This window comes from Microtetraspora sp. NBRC 13810, assembly GCF_030268685.1.
Taxonomy (GTDB): domain Bacteria; phylum Actinomycetota; class Actinomycetes; order Streptosporangiales; family Streptosporangiaceae; genus BSRQ01.
On record NZ_BSRQ01000008.1, the window covers coordinates 33,360 to 47,506 of the forward strand.

At 73.6% G+C, this 14,147-nt stretch carries 10 protein-coding genes; 4 read left to right on the forward strand and 6 right to left on the reverse strand.

Annotated elements, in window-relative coordinates; all coding sequences use genetic code 11:
• The first annotated feature begins 215 nt into the window (after positions 1-215).
• Together QSK26_RS17435 and QSK26_RS17440 are read left to right on the forward strand one after the other, a co-directional pair.
• A complete protein-coding gene (locus QSK26_RS17435; protein ID WP_285776208.1) occupies positions 216-2,918 on the forward strand; it encodes a serine/threonine protein kinase in 2,703 nt (900 codons plus the stop codon).
• Positions 2,919-3,322: 404 nt separating this feature from the next.
• A complete protein-coding gene (locus QSK26_RS17440; protein ID WP_285776209.1) occupies positions 3,323-4,429 on the forward strand; it encodes an acyl-CoA dehydrogenase family protein in 1,107 nt (368 codons plus the stop codon).
• A 62-nt stretch (positions 4,430-4,491) separates the two neighbouring features.
• Here QSK26_RS17440 and QSK26_RS17445 read toward each other — a convergent pair whose 3' ends face one another.
• Positions 4,492-6,336 carry a CHAP domain-containing protein gene (locus QSK26_RS17445; RefSeq protein WP_285776210.1) on the reverse strand — a complete coding sequence of 615 codons (1,845 nt, stop codon included), beginning with the start codon at positions 6,334-6,336 and terminating at the stop codon, positions 4,492-4,494.
• Between the two features lie 395 nt (positions 6,337-6,731).
• On the opposite strand from QSK26_RS17445, the gene QSK26_RS17450 reads away from it, so the two are divergent.
• Positions 6,732-7,379, forward strand: a complete 648-nt coding sequence (locus QSK26_RS17450; RefSeq protein ID WP_285776211.1) for a PaaI family thioesterase — start codon at positions 6,732-6,734, stop codon at positions 7,377-7,379.
• A gap of 168 nt (positions 7,380-7,547) precedes the next feature.
• On the opposite strand, the gene QSK26_RS17455 is transcribed toward QSK26_RS17450, so the two are convergent.
• The 5 genes from QSK26_RS17455 to QSK26_RS17475 form a co-directional block, all read right to left on the reverse strand.
• Positions 7,548-9,755 (reverse strand): serine/threonine-protein kinase, encoded by a 2,208-nt coding sequence (locus QSK26_RS17455; protein WP_285776212.1) that lies wholly within the window; start codon positions 9,753-9,755, stop codon positions 7,548-7,550.
• 134 nt (positions 9,756-9,889) lie between these two features.
• Complete coding sequence (locus tag QSK26_RS17460; protein WP_285776213.1) at positions 9,890-11,152, reverse strand: serine hydrolase domain-containing protein; 1,263 nt, start codon at positions 11,150-11,152, stop codon at positions 9,890-9,892.
• Between the two features lie 178 nt (positions 11,153-11,330).
• Positions 11,331-11,537 (reverse strand): DUF397 domain-containing protein, encoded by a 207-nt coding sequence (locus tag QSK26_RS17465; RefSeq protein ID WP_285776214.1) that lies wholly within the window; start codon positions 11,535-11,537, stop codon positions 11,331-11,333.
• Positions 11,538-11,555: 18 nt separating this feature from the next.
• Positions 11,556-12,401 carry a helix-turn-helix domain-containing protein gene (locus tag QSK26_RS17470; protein ID WP_285776215.1) on the reverse strand — a complete coding sequence of 282 codons (846 nt, stop codon included), beginning with the start codon at positions 12,399-12,401 and terminating at the stop codon, positions 11,556-11,558.
• A 198-nt stretch (positions 12,402-12,599) separates the two neighbouring features.
• Positions 12,600-13,208, reverse strand: a complete 609-nt coding sequence (locus tag QSK26_RS17475; protein WP_285776216.1) for an HAD family hydrolase — start codon at positions 13,206-13,208, stop codon at positions 12,600-12,602.
• Between the two features lie 75 nt (positions 13,209-13,283).
• On the opposite strand from QSK26_RS17475, the gene QSK26_RS17480 reads away from it, so the two are divergent.
• Positions 13,284-14,144, forward strand: coding sequence for an ATP-grasp domain-containing protein (locus tag QSK26_RS17480; protein ID WP_285776217.1), 861 nt, complete (start codon positions 13,284-13,286; stop codon positions 14,142-14,144).
• The last annotated feature ends 3 nt before the right edge of the window (positions 14,145-14,147 follow it).

The following is a 14,147-nucleotide window of genomic DNA, read 5'->3' on the forward strand; positions in this document are numbered from 1 at the left end:
CCGAAAGGCTATCGGCTCCCGGCATGGGAGAGCGTCGGGAGAACGGCCGGTTCGCATGACCGGGCCGCCGCCGCGTGCCCGCTCCCGCGGGGCGTTACTTCCCCCGGTGGCCGAGATGGCTGTCCCGGGGAGCACATCACTGTCACGCGCATGGCTAGATACGGCCGCTGTCCGTTGACGCACGGGTTTCGCTCCCCTTGAGTGGAGTGGACGGAATGAGTGGCGGCGAGGGGAGGCTGCTTGTGCCGCAGGCGCAGCCGCTCAAACTGGGGGATCCCGCACGGCTCGGTGAGTACGAGCTCGTGGGGCGCCTCGGCGCGGGCGGGCAGGGAGTGGTCTATCTCGCGTTCCATCCGCGGGCGGGAGCGGACCACTATGCGGTCAAGCTGCTGCACCAGAGCGTGGGGGACGACGCCGCCGACTTCCTGCGGGAGGTGGAGCTCGCCAAACAGGTCGCGAGGTTCTGCACCGCCCAGGTGATCGGCGCAGGGGTGGCCGAGGGGCAGCCCTACATCGTCAGCGAGTACGTCGACGGGCCGTCGCTGCACCAGGAGGTCGCGCTGGCCGGCCCGCGTTCCGGCGGCGCGCTGGAACGGCTGGCGATCAGCACCGCCACCGCGCTCGCCGCGATCCACCAGGCCGGGATCGTGCACCGCGACTTCAAGCCGCACAACGTGCTCCTCGGACCGGACGGCCCCCGGGTCATCGACTTCGGGCTGGCCCGCGCGCTCGACGCCGCCGCCACGCTCAGCGGGCGCGGCGCCGGCACCCCCGCCTACATGGCCCCGGAACAGGTCAGCGCCTCGGAGATCACCCCGGCCGCCGACGTCTTCGCCTGGGGCGCCACGATGTGCTTCGCCGCCAGCGGCCACGCGCCGTTCGGCCAGGACTCGATCCCCGCCGTCCTGCACCGCATCCTCACCGCCCGCCCCGACACCGCCCGGATCGGCGGACGCCTGCGCGACCTCGTGGAATCCTGCCTCGCCAAAGCCCCCTCCGCCCGCCCCACCAGCCGAGACCTCCTCCTCCACCTCCTCAGCGCCTCCCCACCGGGCACCCCCCTCCCGCTTCCCCCGGACGCCGCGCCTCCGAGAGATGTCGCCCCTCCCGCGGACACCATCCCTTCTGCGGGTGCCGTCCCTCCTGTGGGCTTTGTATCTCCTGTGGGTGTTGTTCCTTCTGCGGATGCTGTTCCTTCTGTGGGCGTTGTTCCTTCTGCGGGTGCCGTCCCTCCTGTGGGCGTTGTGCCGCCCGCTGTGGCGAGCCTTCTCGTTCCGCCGCCCTCCTGGTCCAGGCCGGAGCCCTCCTCGCCCCCGGTCTCCTCCTCCGCCTCCTTTTCCCCGGTCTCCTCACCCGCGGCCTCGTCCTGGCCCGGACACTCCACCCCGCCGGTGGCTCCGGTGTCCTCGTCGAGGCCGGAAGGCTCCTTCCCGCCGCCGGGATCGGCTGCCGCGTCCGGGCCGGAAGGGTCCTCGCCGCCGGTCTCCTCTTCTCCGGTCTCCGCGTCCTGGCCTGGGCACTCCGTCCCGCCGGTGGCTCCGCTCAACGCCTCCGGGCCGGAGCGCTCCTTCCCGCCGTACCCGGTGCCTGAGCCGTACCCGGCTTCCGAGCCGTACCCGGTGCCGGAGCCCTCGGCCTGGCGGTCCGGCTCCGCGACTTCGGGTGAGGGACCGGTATGGACGGGCGCCGATGAGCCTGCCGGTCATCCGGGGTGGTCGCAGGGGGGCGTGTCCTCCCGCGAGCAGTCGGGCCCTTCCGAGTGGTCGTCAGGCTCTTCCGCGTTGTCGTCGGGCGGCGGGACGCAGGGGGCGTCCGAAGGTTCGTGGCCCTCCGAGGGGCCGTGGTCCTCCGGGGAGCGGACGGGGCGGTCGAGGGGCGTCGCGGAGGAGGAGGCGGGGCGGACGCATCCCGGCCGGGCCGCGACCAGGGCAGGCGTGGCGGTCTCCGGGTCGCTGTTGGTCAGCGCGGCCGTCCTGGTGGCCGTACTCGTGCCTGCGCTCACCTCGGCGGACCGGCGGGAGGTGGACGAGCAGGCCGTACGGCAGCCGCCCGCGACGAGCGCGCCCCTCGAACCCGACCTCACCCCCTCCCAGGCGGACGAGACCCGGGTCCCGGAGGAGGAACCGCAGCCCATAGCCCAGCAGCCCGCCCCGCCCCGGTCAGCCGCGGTCGTGACCGTACAGGTGCCCGAGCTGATCGGGATGGACCGTGCCACGGCCGAACGCGCCATCAAGCGCGCCGGGCTGGTCCTGGGCGACGCCGACGCGGTCGACTCGCCCGAGAAGATCGGCCGCGTGCTCGCCGCCCTCCCGGCCCCGGGCGACCGGGTGACGAAGGGTTCCAAGGTGAGCCTTGAGGTGTCGGCCGGCCTGAAGGTGCCCGAGGTGGCCGGACTGCGGCGCTCGGCGGCCGAATCGGCGCTGACCGGCGCAGGTCTGAGCGTCGGCCAACTGAGCAGGGTATGCGCCACGGACGCCGAAACCGGTCAGGTGGTCGCCAGCGACCCCGCCGCCGGGCAGCGGGTGCCGGGCGGCGCCCCGGTCTCCCTGACCGTCGCCCAGCGCGGCACGCCGGTGCCGCCGGTGGTCGGCGCCGGCCAGGCGGAGGCTCGGCGAAGCCTGCGCGCCGCCGGGCTCGCCGTACGCGTCCAGGCGCGGATCGTCGACACCGCCGACCGGTTCGGCTCCGTGATCGGCCAGGACCCCGCCCCCGGCGCCTGCGGCACCCGCGGCACCACCGTCACGATCACCGTGGCCGTCGAAGGCACCACCCTCCCCATCCCCGGCAGGGAACCCAGCCCCGGCCAGAACGGCGACGACGTCAGCGAGGAACCCCCCGAAACACTCCCGGAGGCCACCACCGGCACCACGACCGGCGCCACCGCGGGCGCGACCACCGGCGCACCGGCCACCCCGTGAACACCAGTGGGTTCGCGGGGCGTCTCGGTACGGGGTGTGGGTTCGCGGGGCGTTTCGGCAGTGGGCGTGGGGTGCCGGGTGCTTGAGCGTCGGGGGGCGGTGTCGCTGGGTAGGAGCGTGCCGGGCGACGGGGGGTGACGGCTCTCGGGAACGGCGGGTTGCGCGTCCGTCGGCGGACGGCTGTCGGCTGAGGCGAGACGGTCCGTGCCGGGGGCGGCGGGGGCGGACGCTCACCGCGGAGCCACGGTCGTGTCCGGGGCCGTGGCCAGGGGACAAGCATGCGCTAGTTTGTGCTGACGGATCCCGGCGCGGGCCGGTCCTCCCTCCGCCTGCCGTACCCGGAACGCGGGCCCCGACTCCCACGTTGAACGGCCGGGTGATGCCATGAACGCCAAGGGGTGCACGTGAACTCCGCCTTCACCGACGACCAGCTCGCGCTCGCCGCCGCCGTGCGCGACATCCTCCGTGTCCACTGCCCGCCGCGCGCCGCGCGCACCGGGCGGGACCGCCGCCCCGGCTGGGCGCAGCTCGCCGGGGCAGGCTTCTTCGGCCTGCTCGTCCCGGTCGAGTACGGGGGCCGGGGGATGGGGCTCGCGGGTGCCGTCCTCGCGCTGGAGGAGACCGGGTGGGCGGCCATGCCGGGGCCGGTCGCCGAGACGATGGCCGCCGCGCCCGCGCTGCTCGCCGGTGAGCCCGGCCTGCTCGTCGGGCTGGCGGCCGGTACGACGTGCGTGAGCCTGCGGCTGGGCGGCCAGGTCTACGTCCCCGACGCCGACCTGGCCGACGTGCTCGTACTCGACGCGGGCACCCGTCCTTACGTGCTGGACGCGGCCGACGTGCGGCTCGTCCACCAGGCCGGGATGGATCCGGTGCGCCGGCTGTTCACCGCCGCCTTCGAGCCCGCCGCCGCCCGGCCGGTCGGCCCCGGCGCCGACCCGGTCACGGCTCTGCGCAGGGTCACGGTCGCCACCGCCGCCCAACTCGTCGGCACCGCCCGCCGCCTGCTCGACCTCACCGCCGCCCACGCGGGCAGACCGGCATGGGCGGACACCTCCGTCGCCTACCCGGCCCCCTTACGACCGGATCACGCTACGTGGAAGGGCGTCATGCATCAGCTCGGCGACGTGGCCGTGGCCGTGGAGTTCGCCACGCCGCTGGTGCACCGGGCGGCGCTGGCGGTGGACGAGGGGCTGCCCGGCGCCGACCGCGAGGTGAGCGCCGCCAAGGCCGCGGCGGGCGAGGCCGCCGGGCGCGCGGCCCGTACGGCGTTGCGGGTGCACGGGGCCATCGGGTACGCCGCGGATCCCGACCTGCGGCTGTGGCTCGCCCGCGTGTGGTCGTTGTCCGCCGCCTACGGGGACACGGCCCTGCACCGCGCCCGCCTCAGGGACACCCTCCTCGCCTCCGGCCCGCGCACCCGGCCACCCGCCCCTCTCCCCGCCGCCCGCACCGCGCCCGACCTCGTCTCCGGCCGCCAGGATCTGCCCACCGGCCGCGAACCCGCCGTCTGAGCGGTCGCCTGCGCCGGTGTGAAAGGGGCCGGGTGCTGCGTGGGCATCGCCGGTTTGCCCGTTCACCTCCGGCGGTGGCGGCCGTGGGGTGTGGCGGTCCTGCCGGGGTCACCGGACTGTTCCGGGCCGTGGGGGGCGTCGTGCTTGTCTTGTGGTGCCTTCGGGGGTGAGGCGGGAGCGAACCAGGAGGTGTGGTCGGTGGGCTGCTCCTGGGAGGGGGCGCCTGGTTCGGCGAGACGGCGTCGGCCGCGTGGGGTATCGCCGGGCGTGAACGTGCTGATCTCCTCGATCAGGCGGTCCTTGCGTCTGCGGCCTCGGTAGGGGAGGGCCGCCGCCTCGGTGGTGGTCGCCGGTTCCGTGGTGATCGCCGGGTCGGTGGTGGTTGTCGGGTCTGTGGTGGTCGTCGGCCTGGAGTCGGGGGCGGTGGCCGTGGTCGTGACGGCTGTCGACGTGAGGTGGGCGGGCGTGCCGGGGTTGTGCGTCGTGGACGGGGTGGTTGCGGTGTGGGTGGCCGTGGGGTCCGTTGTGGGGGGCTTTAGTGCCGTCGTGGTGGCGGGTGTCGGTTCCGTTGTCGTCGTGACCGTGGTGACGGGGGTGCGGCGGCGCCTGGCGCGGCGCTTGCCCGCCGTACGGCGTAGCCTGCCGGGCCGGCGCTCGGCCGGGCCTGCCGTACGCGGGCCCGTCGCCTGGGATGTCGCCTGGCCCGTCGCCGGAGAGAGCGCCTGGGACAGTGCCTGGGATGTCTCCTGTTCCCCGGCCCTCTGGGATGTGGTTGCCGGTGAGATGGTCGCGGACGCCCTGTTCCCGTACGTTGCCGGTGGTTTTCCGGCGCCCGAGGTGAGGGACGTCACGAGACGGCCCCGGAGCTGGCGGGTTCTGGCGTGGGCCACGACCGCCATGGCGGCGAGCAGGGCTGGGGCGATGACGGCCGGGCTGCCTAGCGTGGGCACGCCGTCGTACATCGGGAACACGGCGGAAACCGGGACGCCGGCCAGCGCCACGGTGTCGTGCGGCGCGACCCCGCCGCTGTCGCTACCCGACCGGGGCGTGACGGACGAGCCACCGGGGGTTGCGATGCTCGTGACGGGCGAGTTGTAGGGGGCGGCGGCGCTCGTGACGGGGGAGTTGTAGGCGGCGGCGAGGCTCGTGACGGTCGCCGGGGAGGAGGTGGCGGCGTTCGTGCTGGTGCCGGAGGGGGCGACGGTGCTTACAGCGGGGGCCGTTGTGGTGCTCGCGGCGGTGCTGGTGCGAAGGGTGGAGTCGTTGCCGGAGGTGGAGGCGGCGGCGGGGGAGAACGCGGCGGTGGCCGGGGTCGTGGTGGTGGACGCCTGGGAAGCCGCGGGGGCTGGTACGGCGGGGGCGGGGGTGCCGGGGGAGGGGGTGGGGGGTGCCGTGGTGGTGGAGGGGGTTTTGGTGGCGTTGAGGAGTTCCTGTTTGCGGTCCAGGCGTTCCTTGATCTTCTCGGGGTAGCCGTAGCCGACCACGAAGTTCTGGTCGCGGACCTTGCGGGCGGCGACGCCGCCGTCGATGTTGCCCTCGATCGTGTGGATCTTGTCGCCGTCGACCTTGGTCACGACGCCGACGTGGTCGATGCCCTCGACGCTCTTGCCGCCGCTCCAGTCGTAGAACACGAGCGCGCCCGGCTCGGGGGTCGTACCCCAGGCGTCGTGCTCCTGGAACCACTGGGCGTGCGCGACGGTGTAGGAGAACTGGCCGATCCAGTCCTGGTAGCCGAGCTTGTCGGCCGCCCAGGAGATGAACATGTCGCACCAGGGCTGGTTGGAGTAGTCGGAGTCGTGCTCGACGTTGTTGTACCAGGCGCCGAACTTGGTGTATCCGCCGCTCTTCTCCGCGTAACCGAGGTCCTTTTCGAGAAGCTTGATGAACTTTTCGATCTCTGGGCTCATAGACGTCCGGGGGACCCGCCCGAAGCCCTCGGGGGTCGCGCCGCCTCGCGACCGGGCTACCGGTGGTCGGTTCGTTCGATGGCACGGGTGCACGCGCTGACTCCGGGGAGCTCGATCGCGTACGGGCGGTGCCGTAGGTCTCTGGTGACGAGCGAGACTACTCGGACAAAAGCGCAGGTCAAGCGGGTCCAAAGGGGCACCCAAGGGAAATCTCTGCACCCTGCGCCGACAAAAGCCCTGGTCAGAGCATGTTCCGCTTTATCCACCTTTATACCGGTATAACGTAAAAAATCTACCTTACGGTGTTTGGGGGGATCGGTGGATGCGGCCCTGGCGGGGTCTCACTCGGCGGACTCCGGCGCCACGTAGCAGAACGTGCTTCTAGCATGGTCGGCATGTCGCTCGATCTCGCCGACGCCGAGGACTTCGGAGCCGGCACCGCCCAGCCCTCCTCGACGGCCTCCGCGCACGTCACCCTCGCCGAGCGGACCCGCGAGCTCATTGACGCGGTCGCGCTCACCGACGTGCCCGAGGCCGAACTCGCCGCCGTCGCCGCGGAGGTCGCAGCACTCACCGAGCGGCTGAACGCGATCAGGTTCGACGGGCCGCGCCCCTTCGAGCTCGCCCCCGACGGCACCTTCCGGCACCTGGTCAACGCGGTCACCGGCGAGTACAACCCGCACGCGCTGCCCCTGGTCGTCGAGCCGGATCCGGCCGGCGGGGTCCGGGCCGACCTGTGCTTCCGCGCCGTCCACGAAGGGCCGCCGTCCTACGTGCACGGCGGGGTGAGCGCGATGATCCTGGACCACCTGCTCGGGCAGGCGGCGGCGATGGCCGGGTTCCGCGGCGTCACCGGCACCCTCTCGATCCGGTACGTGCGCCCGGTGCCGCTCGGCAGGCCGGTGGTCGGCAGGGCCGCCGTGACCAGGTCGGAGGGCCGCAAGACCTGGGTGGACGGCGGCATCGCCCTGCCGGACGGCACGCCGCTGGTCGAGGCCACCGGCCTGTTCATCGTCCCGTCCGCCTGGAAGACCGGCGAGTAGCAGGAGCGGGACGGTCGCGACCGGCGGCCGAGGCCGGTTCGGCCGACGAGCGGAGGGAGGCGAGGAGGGCGCGGGCAGGGGCAGGAGGTCCCTGTTCGACGGCGTTCCGCGACTCGCCGAAGCGGCCAGGAGGCGGTCGCCCGTCAAGCTGGCGAACGCTTGCTCGTCTCACAGGAGCCCGTCGTCCGCCGGCGGCTCCGCGACCGCAGGCAGATCGCCCACCGGCCCGGCCCCGTCCTCGGGGTCGCCCGCCTCCCCGGACCTCGGCGCCTCGGCGGTCCGGGGCGCGTCCCAGGTCCGGGGCGCGTCCCCGGTCTGCGGGGTCTCCTTGGTCTGCAGTGCGTCCGCGGTCCCTGGCGGCTCGTCCGGTGGCGGGGTCTCGCCGCCGCCGGTCTCGCTCGTCTCGTCCGGCTCACCGGGGGTGGGGCGCGGGCAGGCGGGACCGTCCAGCACGGCCTCGCTCACCTGGGGGCCGTTCGCGGCGGCCCGGCTGGTGGTCACCACGACGCCGAGATGTGCCCGCCTGCCGCAGGCGACCGCGCCGGGCTCACCGGCCAGCGCGACGGTGTAGGTCCTGCTGCCCTTGAGCGTCCGGGTCTCGGTGTCCCTGGTCCTGGCCAGGCCGTCGTCGTCGCGCCGGGTGTAGGACACGCTCAGCCGTACCGGGCCGGTGCCGTCCACCGTCACCCGGACCGTGCCCGCCGAGCCGTTCCACGCGACCACCCGCACGTCGCGCACGGCGGGCGCGGAACACGGCACGCCCGCGACCGTCGTGGTCCTGGACGCGGTGCCGCCGCCCGGCGACGTGGTCACGGTGAGCCGCCGGTAGAGGGTCGTCCCGCACGGCGGCGCGGCGTACGCGTGTGCCACCACCGGGGCGTAGGCGCTGGAACCGGACAGCGTGAAGGTCTGCGCGGGCGCCTCCACCAGCCGGTCCGGGGCCGGCCCCTCGGCGAACCGCGCCGTCACGGTCACCCTGGTGGCCGCCCCGGCGCGCAGGTTGATCGTCCCCTTGCCGCCGTCGAAGGAGGCGATGCTCAGCGCGCTCACCCCCTGCGCGGCCCCGGCGGGCCGGCCGCCGGTGGGCGCGGGCGAGGCCGCTCCGGAGGTGGGACGCGGGGTGTCCGTCGGCCGCTGGGGAGCGGCGGTGGTGGCCTCGGGGGCCGGCGCCGTCCGCTCGCCGGGCTCCTCTCCGGCGTCGCCGCCCGTGGGCAGGGCCGGGTCGCCGTCGTGGGGTTCGCGCGGCGGAGGCGCGAGGAAGGTGTCCGGCACGCCGTCCGAGGGACCGCGGTCGGCGGACAGCAGCACCGCGGTGGCCGCGACCGCCGCCAGCGTCGCCATGATCGCGAAGCGCGGCTTCGGCCGGTACGGCGCCCGCGTCCGCGGCAGCCGACGCGCCCCGCCCACCCGGCGGGCCCACCTCCCCGCGGCGGACCTCTCGCCCGGCCCCGTGCCGGCAGCCGCACCCGGCCCGGAGGAGGATCCGGACTCCGGGACGGGCTCGATCCTGGGGTGCGCCCGGGAAGCCTGGCCGCGGCGGGACGCGGCGGCCGAGGCGCGGGCGCCCGGCGCGGCGTTGGCCAGCGGGAAGCGCAGCGCGAGCATGGTGGCCAGCTCCGCGAGGTGCCGCCGCCCGCGCTTCTCCCACGCGGGCCCGTACGCCGCCCGCGCCGCCTCCTCCAGGTCCTCCACGAACGCCCGCCCGTCCAGCGGGCGCGGCGGTCCGGCGGCGGGCGGGACGGCCAGGCCGGCGGCGACCAGGGCGCGCACCGAGCTTGGCACGTTCCCCGCCGGGTCCTCCTCGCGTGGCGGGCGGCCGGTGAGGCACTCCACGAAGACGCACGTCGCCATGTACAGGTCGGCCGCCCGCTCGCCCAGCCCGGCCCCGCCGGACGGCATCGGGTACGGCGGCGGCCCGCCCGGCATGGCCAGGCCGAAGTCCGCGATCTTGGAAGTGCCGTCCGCCTGGACGTAGACGTTCTCCGGCTTGACCGCCCGGTGCGCCACCCCGGTGTCGTGCGCCGCCGACAGCCCCAGCAGCGCGCCCTTGAACAGCGTCAGCGCCGCCTCGGGGCTCATCGTGCGGTGCTCGGTCAGGATGACGCGCAGCGACACCCCGTCGACCAGCTCCGTGACGAGCGCCGCGCTGGTCGGCGTCTCGACGTACTCGTGTAATCGCACGACGTGCGGGTTCTCCAGCTCGACCAGGTGGTGCGCCTCGCCGCGGAACCTGGCGAGGAACTCCGGATCGGCCCACAACATGGGCCGCAGGAACCTGATCGCCACATAGGCCCCCGTGGCCGTGTACGTCGCGAGGACCACGCGGCCCGCGCCTCCCGTGCCGAGCTGACGAACTTCGCGGTATCCAGGTACCATCCCGCCCCCATGAGTGCCGTCAACTCATCGACGGTCTCACCCCCCGTACCGGTTGTCACGAATGCGGATATTTCGCGCTTAGTCGGTTGGATATCGCTGTGTGTGACGGCCGGCGCCCGAGGTGAGGGGAGAGGTCACAGGGAGTCGTAGACCGCCTGGGCGAGGTGGTAGGCGCGCAGGCCGCCGGAGGCGGTGCTGGACATCCGGTTCATCACGTAGCCCAGGCCGAGACCGTGTTCGACGTCGCCGAGGCCGAGGAAGCCGCCCATCCCGGTGTGGCCGAAGGCGGTCCGCGCCCCCCTCTGCGGGGTCATGAAGGTCAGGGCCGGGCGCATGTACCCCAGGCCGAAGGCGCTGTCCACGATCAGCACCCGGTCCGGCCCGCTCACCCGGAGCCGGGTCGCGTCGCGCAGGGTCTCCGGCGTGACGATCCGGCCCGCGACGAGCTCACGGTAGAAGCCGGCCAGGCCGCGGGCCGTGGTGACGGCGCCGAGCGCGGGCCAGCCCGCCCGCAGGATCACCGGATGGTTGGCGCCGCCCTTGAGCCTGCTCATCGGCGGGTTGCCGAGCGCCCGGTTCATCAGGCTGTCACGATCGGCCGCAGCGGCGGCCATCGCGGCCATCAGGTCACCCCCGGCGCCCGCCACCGCCACGTTCGCCCCGGCCGACGCCGCGGCCGGTTCCCCGGTGGAGCCGGAGCCGGGGCCGGAGTCGGAGTCGGGGCCTGAGTTGGGGCCGGGGTCCGACGCGGCGGCACGGTCGCCGGCGGACAGGTGGGCGGCTCGGGCGGCCACGTCGCCGGGGGCGCCGAGCCAGAGTTCCAGGTCGTGCGGCCCCGCTATCTCGGCCGCGACGACCTCGCCCACCGTCTTGCCGGAGACCCGCCGGATCACCTCGCCGACCAGGAAGCCGTAGGTGATGGCGTGGTAGCCGTGCGCGGTGCCGGGTTCCCAGATCGGCGCCTGGCGGGCCAGCCGGTCCGCGATGGCCGGCTGGTCCTCGAACTCCTCCACCGGCACGGCCTCCTCCAGCGCGGGCAGGCCCGCCTGGTGGGTGAGCAGGTGCTCCACGGTGACCTCCGCCTTGCCCGCCGCGGCGAACTCCGGCCAGTAGGCCGCCACCGGCGCGGTCACGTCCACCAGCCCGCGCTCGGCGAGCAGCAGCAACGCGGTGGCCGTGACCGCCTTGGTGCACGAGTAGGCCAGGGCGGGAGTGTCACGTTCCCACGGCCGCCCGGTGTGCCGGTCGGCCACGCCACCCCACAGATCCACCACTGTGCGGCCCTCGTGGCTGACCGCGAAGGCCGCGCCGAACTCCACGCCTCGGGCGAAGTGCTTCTCGAACACCTCGCGTACCGGGGCGAACCGCGGATCGCAGTGGCCGTGGACGACCGTCATGGCAGACCTCCGCCTGAGAAGGAGAACATAGCTCTGGTGCGAGCCTAGCGATTAGGGACAATTCGGCCTAGATGCCTCGCTGACCCCACGAGTAGCTCGGCGAAGGAGCGTCGGCTCCGGCCCGGAAGAGGACGGCCGGCGGTGACGTGACGGTGACGTGTGGCGGTCGGTCCGGAGGTCAGCCGGACGGGTCGAACTCACCGTCCTTGGCCGCTTGGAGGAAGGCGCCCCACGCCGCCGTCCCGAACGTCAGTATCTCGCCCCCCGGCATTTTGGAGTCCCGCACACCGATGACGCCATCGGCCTCCGCGACCTCGACGCAATTGCCGGCGTCGCCGCTGTGAGAACTCCTACGCCAGCAGGCGTGGGTTAATTCGGCTGTCATCGCCGCCCCTTCACATGATCAGGTGATACGACCTGCCATGTCGTGAATCAGGTTCCTGGACTCGGAGACGTTCAGCGCGGCCGCCCGCAGATGGTCGAAGACCACCCCTCCGGCCGTCGTCTGAGCCGAGTCCTCCAGGTAGATGCAGCCCATGAGATGCTCCAGGTAGAGCACGTCCGGATAGCCGTCGAACGTGAGCAGCACGAACGGGCCGTCGATCGCCCGATGCACGCCCACGCCGAACGGCAGGACCTGCAACGAGACGTTCGCCAGCTCGCTCATCGCGATCAGGTGCTTGAACTGCTGCCGCATCGTGTTCGAGTCGCCCACCCGGCGATGGAGCGCCCCCTCCTCGATGATCTGCCACACGTCGAGCCGGTCGTCCCCCGAGACGACCCGCGACTGGCGGGCCAGCCGTACGTGCGTGGCACGCTCCACTTCCTCGCCCGTGCGCGGCCGGGTGGCGCGCAGCACGGCCCGGGCGTAGTCGCCGGTCTGGAACAGCCCCGGGATCACCTGCGTCTCATAGCTGCGGTAGGTCGTCGCCTCCGCCTCGAAGTTGAGGTATTGGCTGAAACCCGTCTTCAGCACGTCGCGGTAGGGATGCCACCAGCCCTGCCGACGTGCTTCGCGCGCGATCTGGACCAGTGCGGTACGGGCGTCGCCGTCCACGGAGTAGGCGTCGCACAGCTCCATCACCTCGCGCGAGGTGATGCGCATACGCGCGGTCTCCATGCGACTGATCTTCGACTGGTCCCAGCCGAGCAGGTTCGCAGCCTGCTCGCCGCTGAGGCCGCACTGCTCCCTGATGCGCCGCAGTTCATGCGCGAGACGCCGCCCGCGCACCGTGGGAACGTATGGCATTGCTTCCCCGCATAATGGTCCGATTGCCATGTAGCACCATCGATGGCGCGACAATGTGTAACCATACGACTACACAGTACGGCCTGTGGTGAGTTTCGGCGGAGAAGTTATGGGCAGGGCTAGCGAGGCGATCTTCACATGTGGTAGTGGCCGTTGCTCTCGGGTTCGGCGCTCATCCGGGCGCGGGCCGTTCCGGGCTCAGGCGGGCGAGCCCGACGCCAGCGAGGGGCGCACGTCGATGACCCGCATCCCGGCCGCGAGCGCCGCGGTCATCCCCTCGTCGGTGTCCTCGTACGCCACGCACTCCCCGGGACGCGTCCCGAGCCGCTCGGCGGCCAGCAGGTAGACGTCCGGCGCCGGTTTGCCGCGTGCCACGTCGTCCTTGGTCACCACGATCGGGAAGAGCTCCTGCACGCCGGCCGCCCGCAGGCTCGCCTCCACCGCCGCCCGCGTCCCGCCGGAGGCGACCGCCAGCGGCACCCGGCCGTGGTTCGCCCGCGCGATCGCGACCACCGGGGCCTGCGGCAGCACGGTGTCGACCAGCCAGCCGAAGGCGTCCAGCATGGCCGCCCGCACCGCCGCCCGGTCCAGCGGCTCCCCGGTCAGCGCCTCCAGCTCGGCGAGCAGCAGATCCGCCGACAGGCCGGTCCGCTCGCGGTACCAGGCGGTGTCCAGTTCGATGCCCCAGTCGGCCAGTGCCTGCCGCCAGGCTTTCTCGTTCGCCGGGCCGCTGTCGACGAGGGTGCCGTCGCAGTCGAAGATCAGGGCGGAGTACGGCGGGACGGGCTGAAGTCGTGGATCGAGCATGGCTGCCTAACGGGAAGCGGACTGATTGATCTTTGACAGCCTATAAGCGGATGCTGCGGCGTTATCCTGCCGATCATGACCGCCGGTTTCCTGTTCTGCGCAGATCCGCTCCGTCCGCGCCGGGTCGATCCGCATTTCGCCGCCCAGGCGGCAGCCGTACGGGAGCTGGGCGGCGTGCCGGCGCTGATCGACCACGACGCGGCGGCGGCGGGCCGGGCCGTGCAGGCGGTGGCCGGGGTGCCGGAGGGGTTCGGGGCGGCGTGGTACCGGGGGTGGATGCTGCCGGCCGATCGCTACCGGGAGCTGGCCGGCGCGCTGGCGGCCCGGGGCTGCCACCTGGTCACGGACGCCCCCGCCTACCGGGCCGGGCACGAACTGCCCGGCTGGATCGGCCACTTCCGCGACCTGACGCCGGAGACGGCCGTGCTGCCGATGGAACCGGGCGAGGCGGCCCCGGATGCCGGGCGCCTCGCCCAGGTCGCGGCCGGCCTGGGGAACGACGGTTTCGTGGTGAAGGACTACGTCAAGTCGCGCAAGCACGAGTGGGAGGAGGCGTGCCACGCGCCCGACCTCGCCGCCCTCGCCCGGGTGGCCGCGCGGTTCGTCGAGCTCCAGGGGGAGGACCTCACCGGCGGCCTGGTCATCCGCCGGTTCGAGGACTTCGGCGACCGCCAGGTGCGCGTCTGGTGGGTCCGCGGCGAGCCCGTGGCCACCGGCCCGCACCCCGACCACCCCGCCGACCGGCTGGAACCGCCCGGCCTGGACCTGGTCCGCGCGGCGGTGCGCCGGCTCGGCCTCCCCTTCGTCACCACCGACCTGGTACGGCGGGCCGACGGCGTCTGGCGGGTGATCGAGGTCGGCGACGGCCAGGTCAGCGACTGGCCCGCCGGAGTCGACCCGGCACCGCTGTTCGCCGCGCTGCTCCACGCCGGGTAGCGC

Excerpts from the sequence above, each read along its gene's own strand:
- QSK26_RS17435 (WP_285776208.1), top strand. The coding sequence starts at position 216 with ATGAGTGGCGGCGAGGGGAGGCTGCTTGTGCCGCAGGCGCAGCCGCTC.
- QSK26_RS17445 (WP_285776210.1), bottom strand. The coding sequence starts at position 6,336 with ATGAGCCCAGAGATCGAAAAGTTCATCAAGCTTCTCGAAAAGGACCTC.
- QSK26_RS17450 (WP_285776211.1), top strand. The coding sequence starts at position 6,732 with ATGTCGCTCGATCTCGCCGACGCCGAGGACTTCGGAGCCGGCACCGCC.
- QSK26_RS17455 (WP_285776212.1), bottom strand. The coding sequence starts at position 9,755 with ATGGTACCTGGATACCGCGAAGTTCGTCAGCTCGGCACGGGAGGCGCG.
- QSK26_RS17460 (WP_285776213.1), bottom strand. The coding sequence starts at position 11,152 with ATGACGGTCGTCCACGGCCACTGCGATCCGCGGTTCGCCCCGGTACGC.
- QSK26_RS17465 (WP_285776214.1), bottom strand. The coding sequence starts at position 11,537 with ATGACAGCCGAATTAACCCACGCCTGCTGGCGTAGGAGTTCTCACAGC.
- QSK26_RS17470 (WP_285776215.1), bottom strand. The coding sequence starts at position 12,401 with ATGCCATACGTTCCCACGGTGCGCGGGCGGCGTCTCGCGCATGAACTG.
- QSK26_RS17475 (WP_285776216.1), bottom strand. The coding sequence starts at position 13,208 with ATGCTCGATCCACGACTTCAGCCCGTCCCGCCGTACTCCGCCCTGATC.
- QSK26_RS17480 (WP_285776217.1), top strand. The coding sequence starts at position 13,284 with ATGACCGCCGGTTTCCTGTTCTGCGCAGATCCGCTCCGTCCGCGCCGG.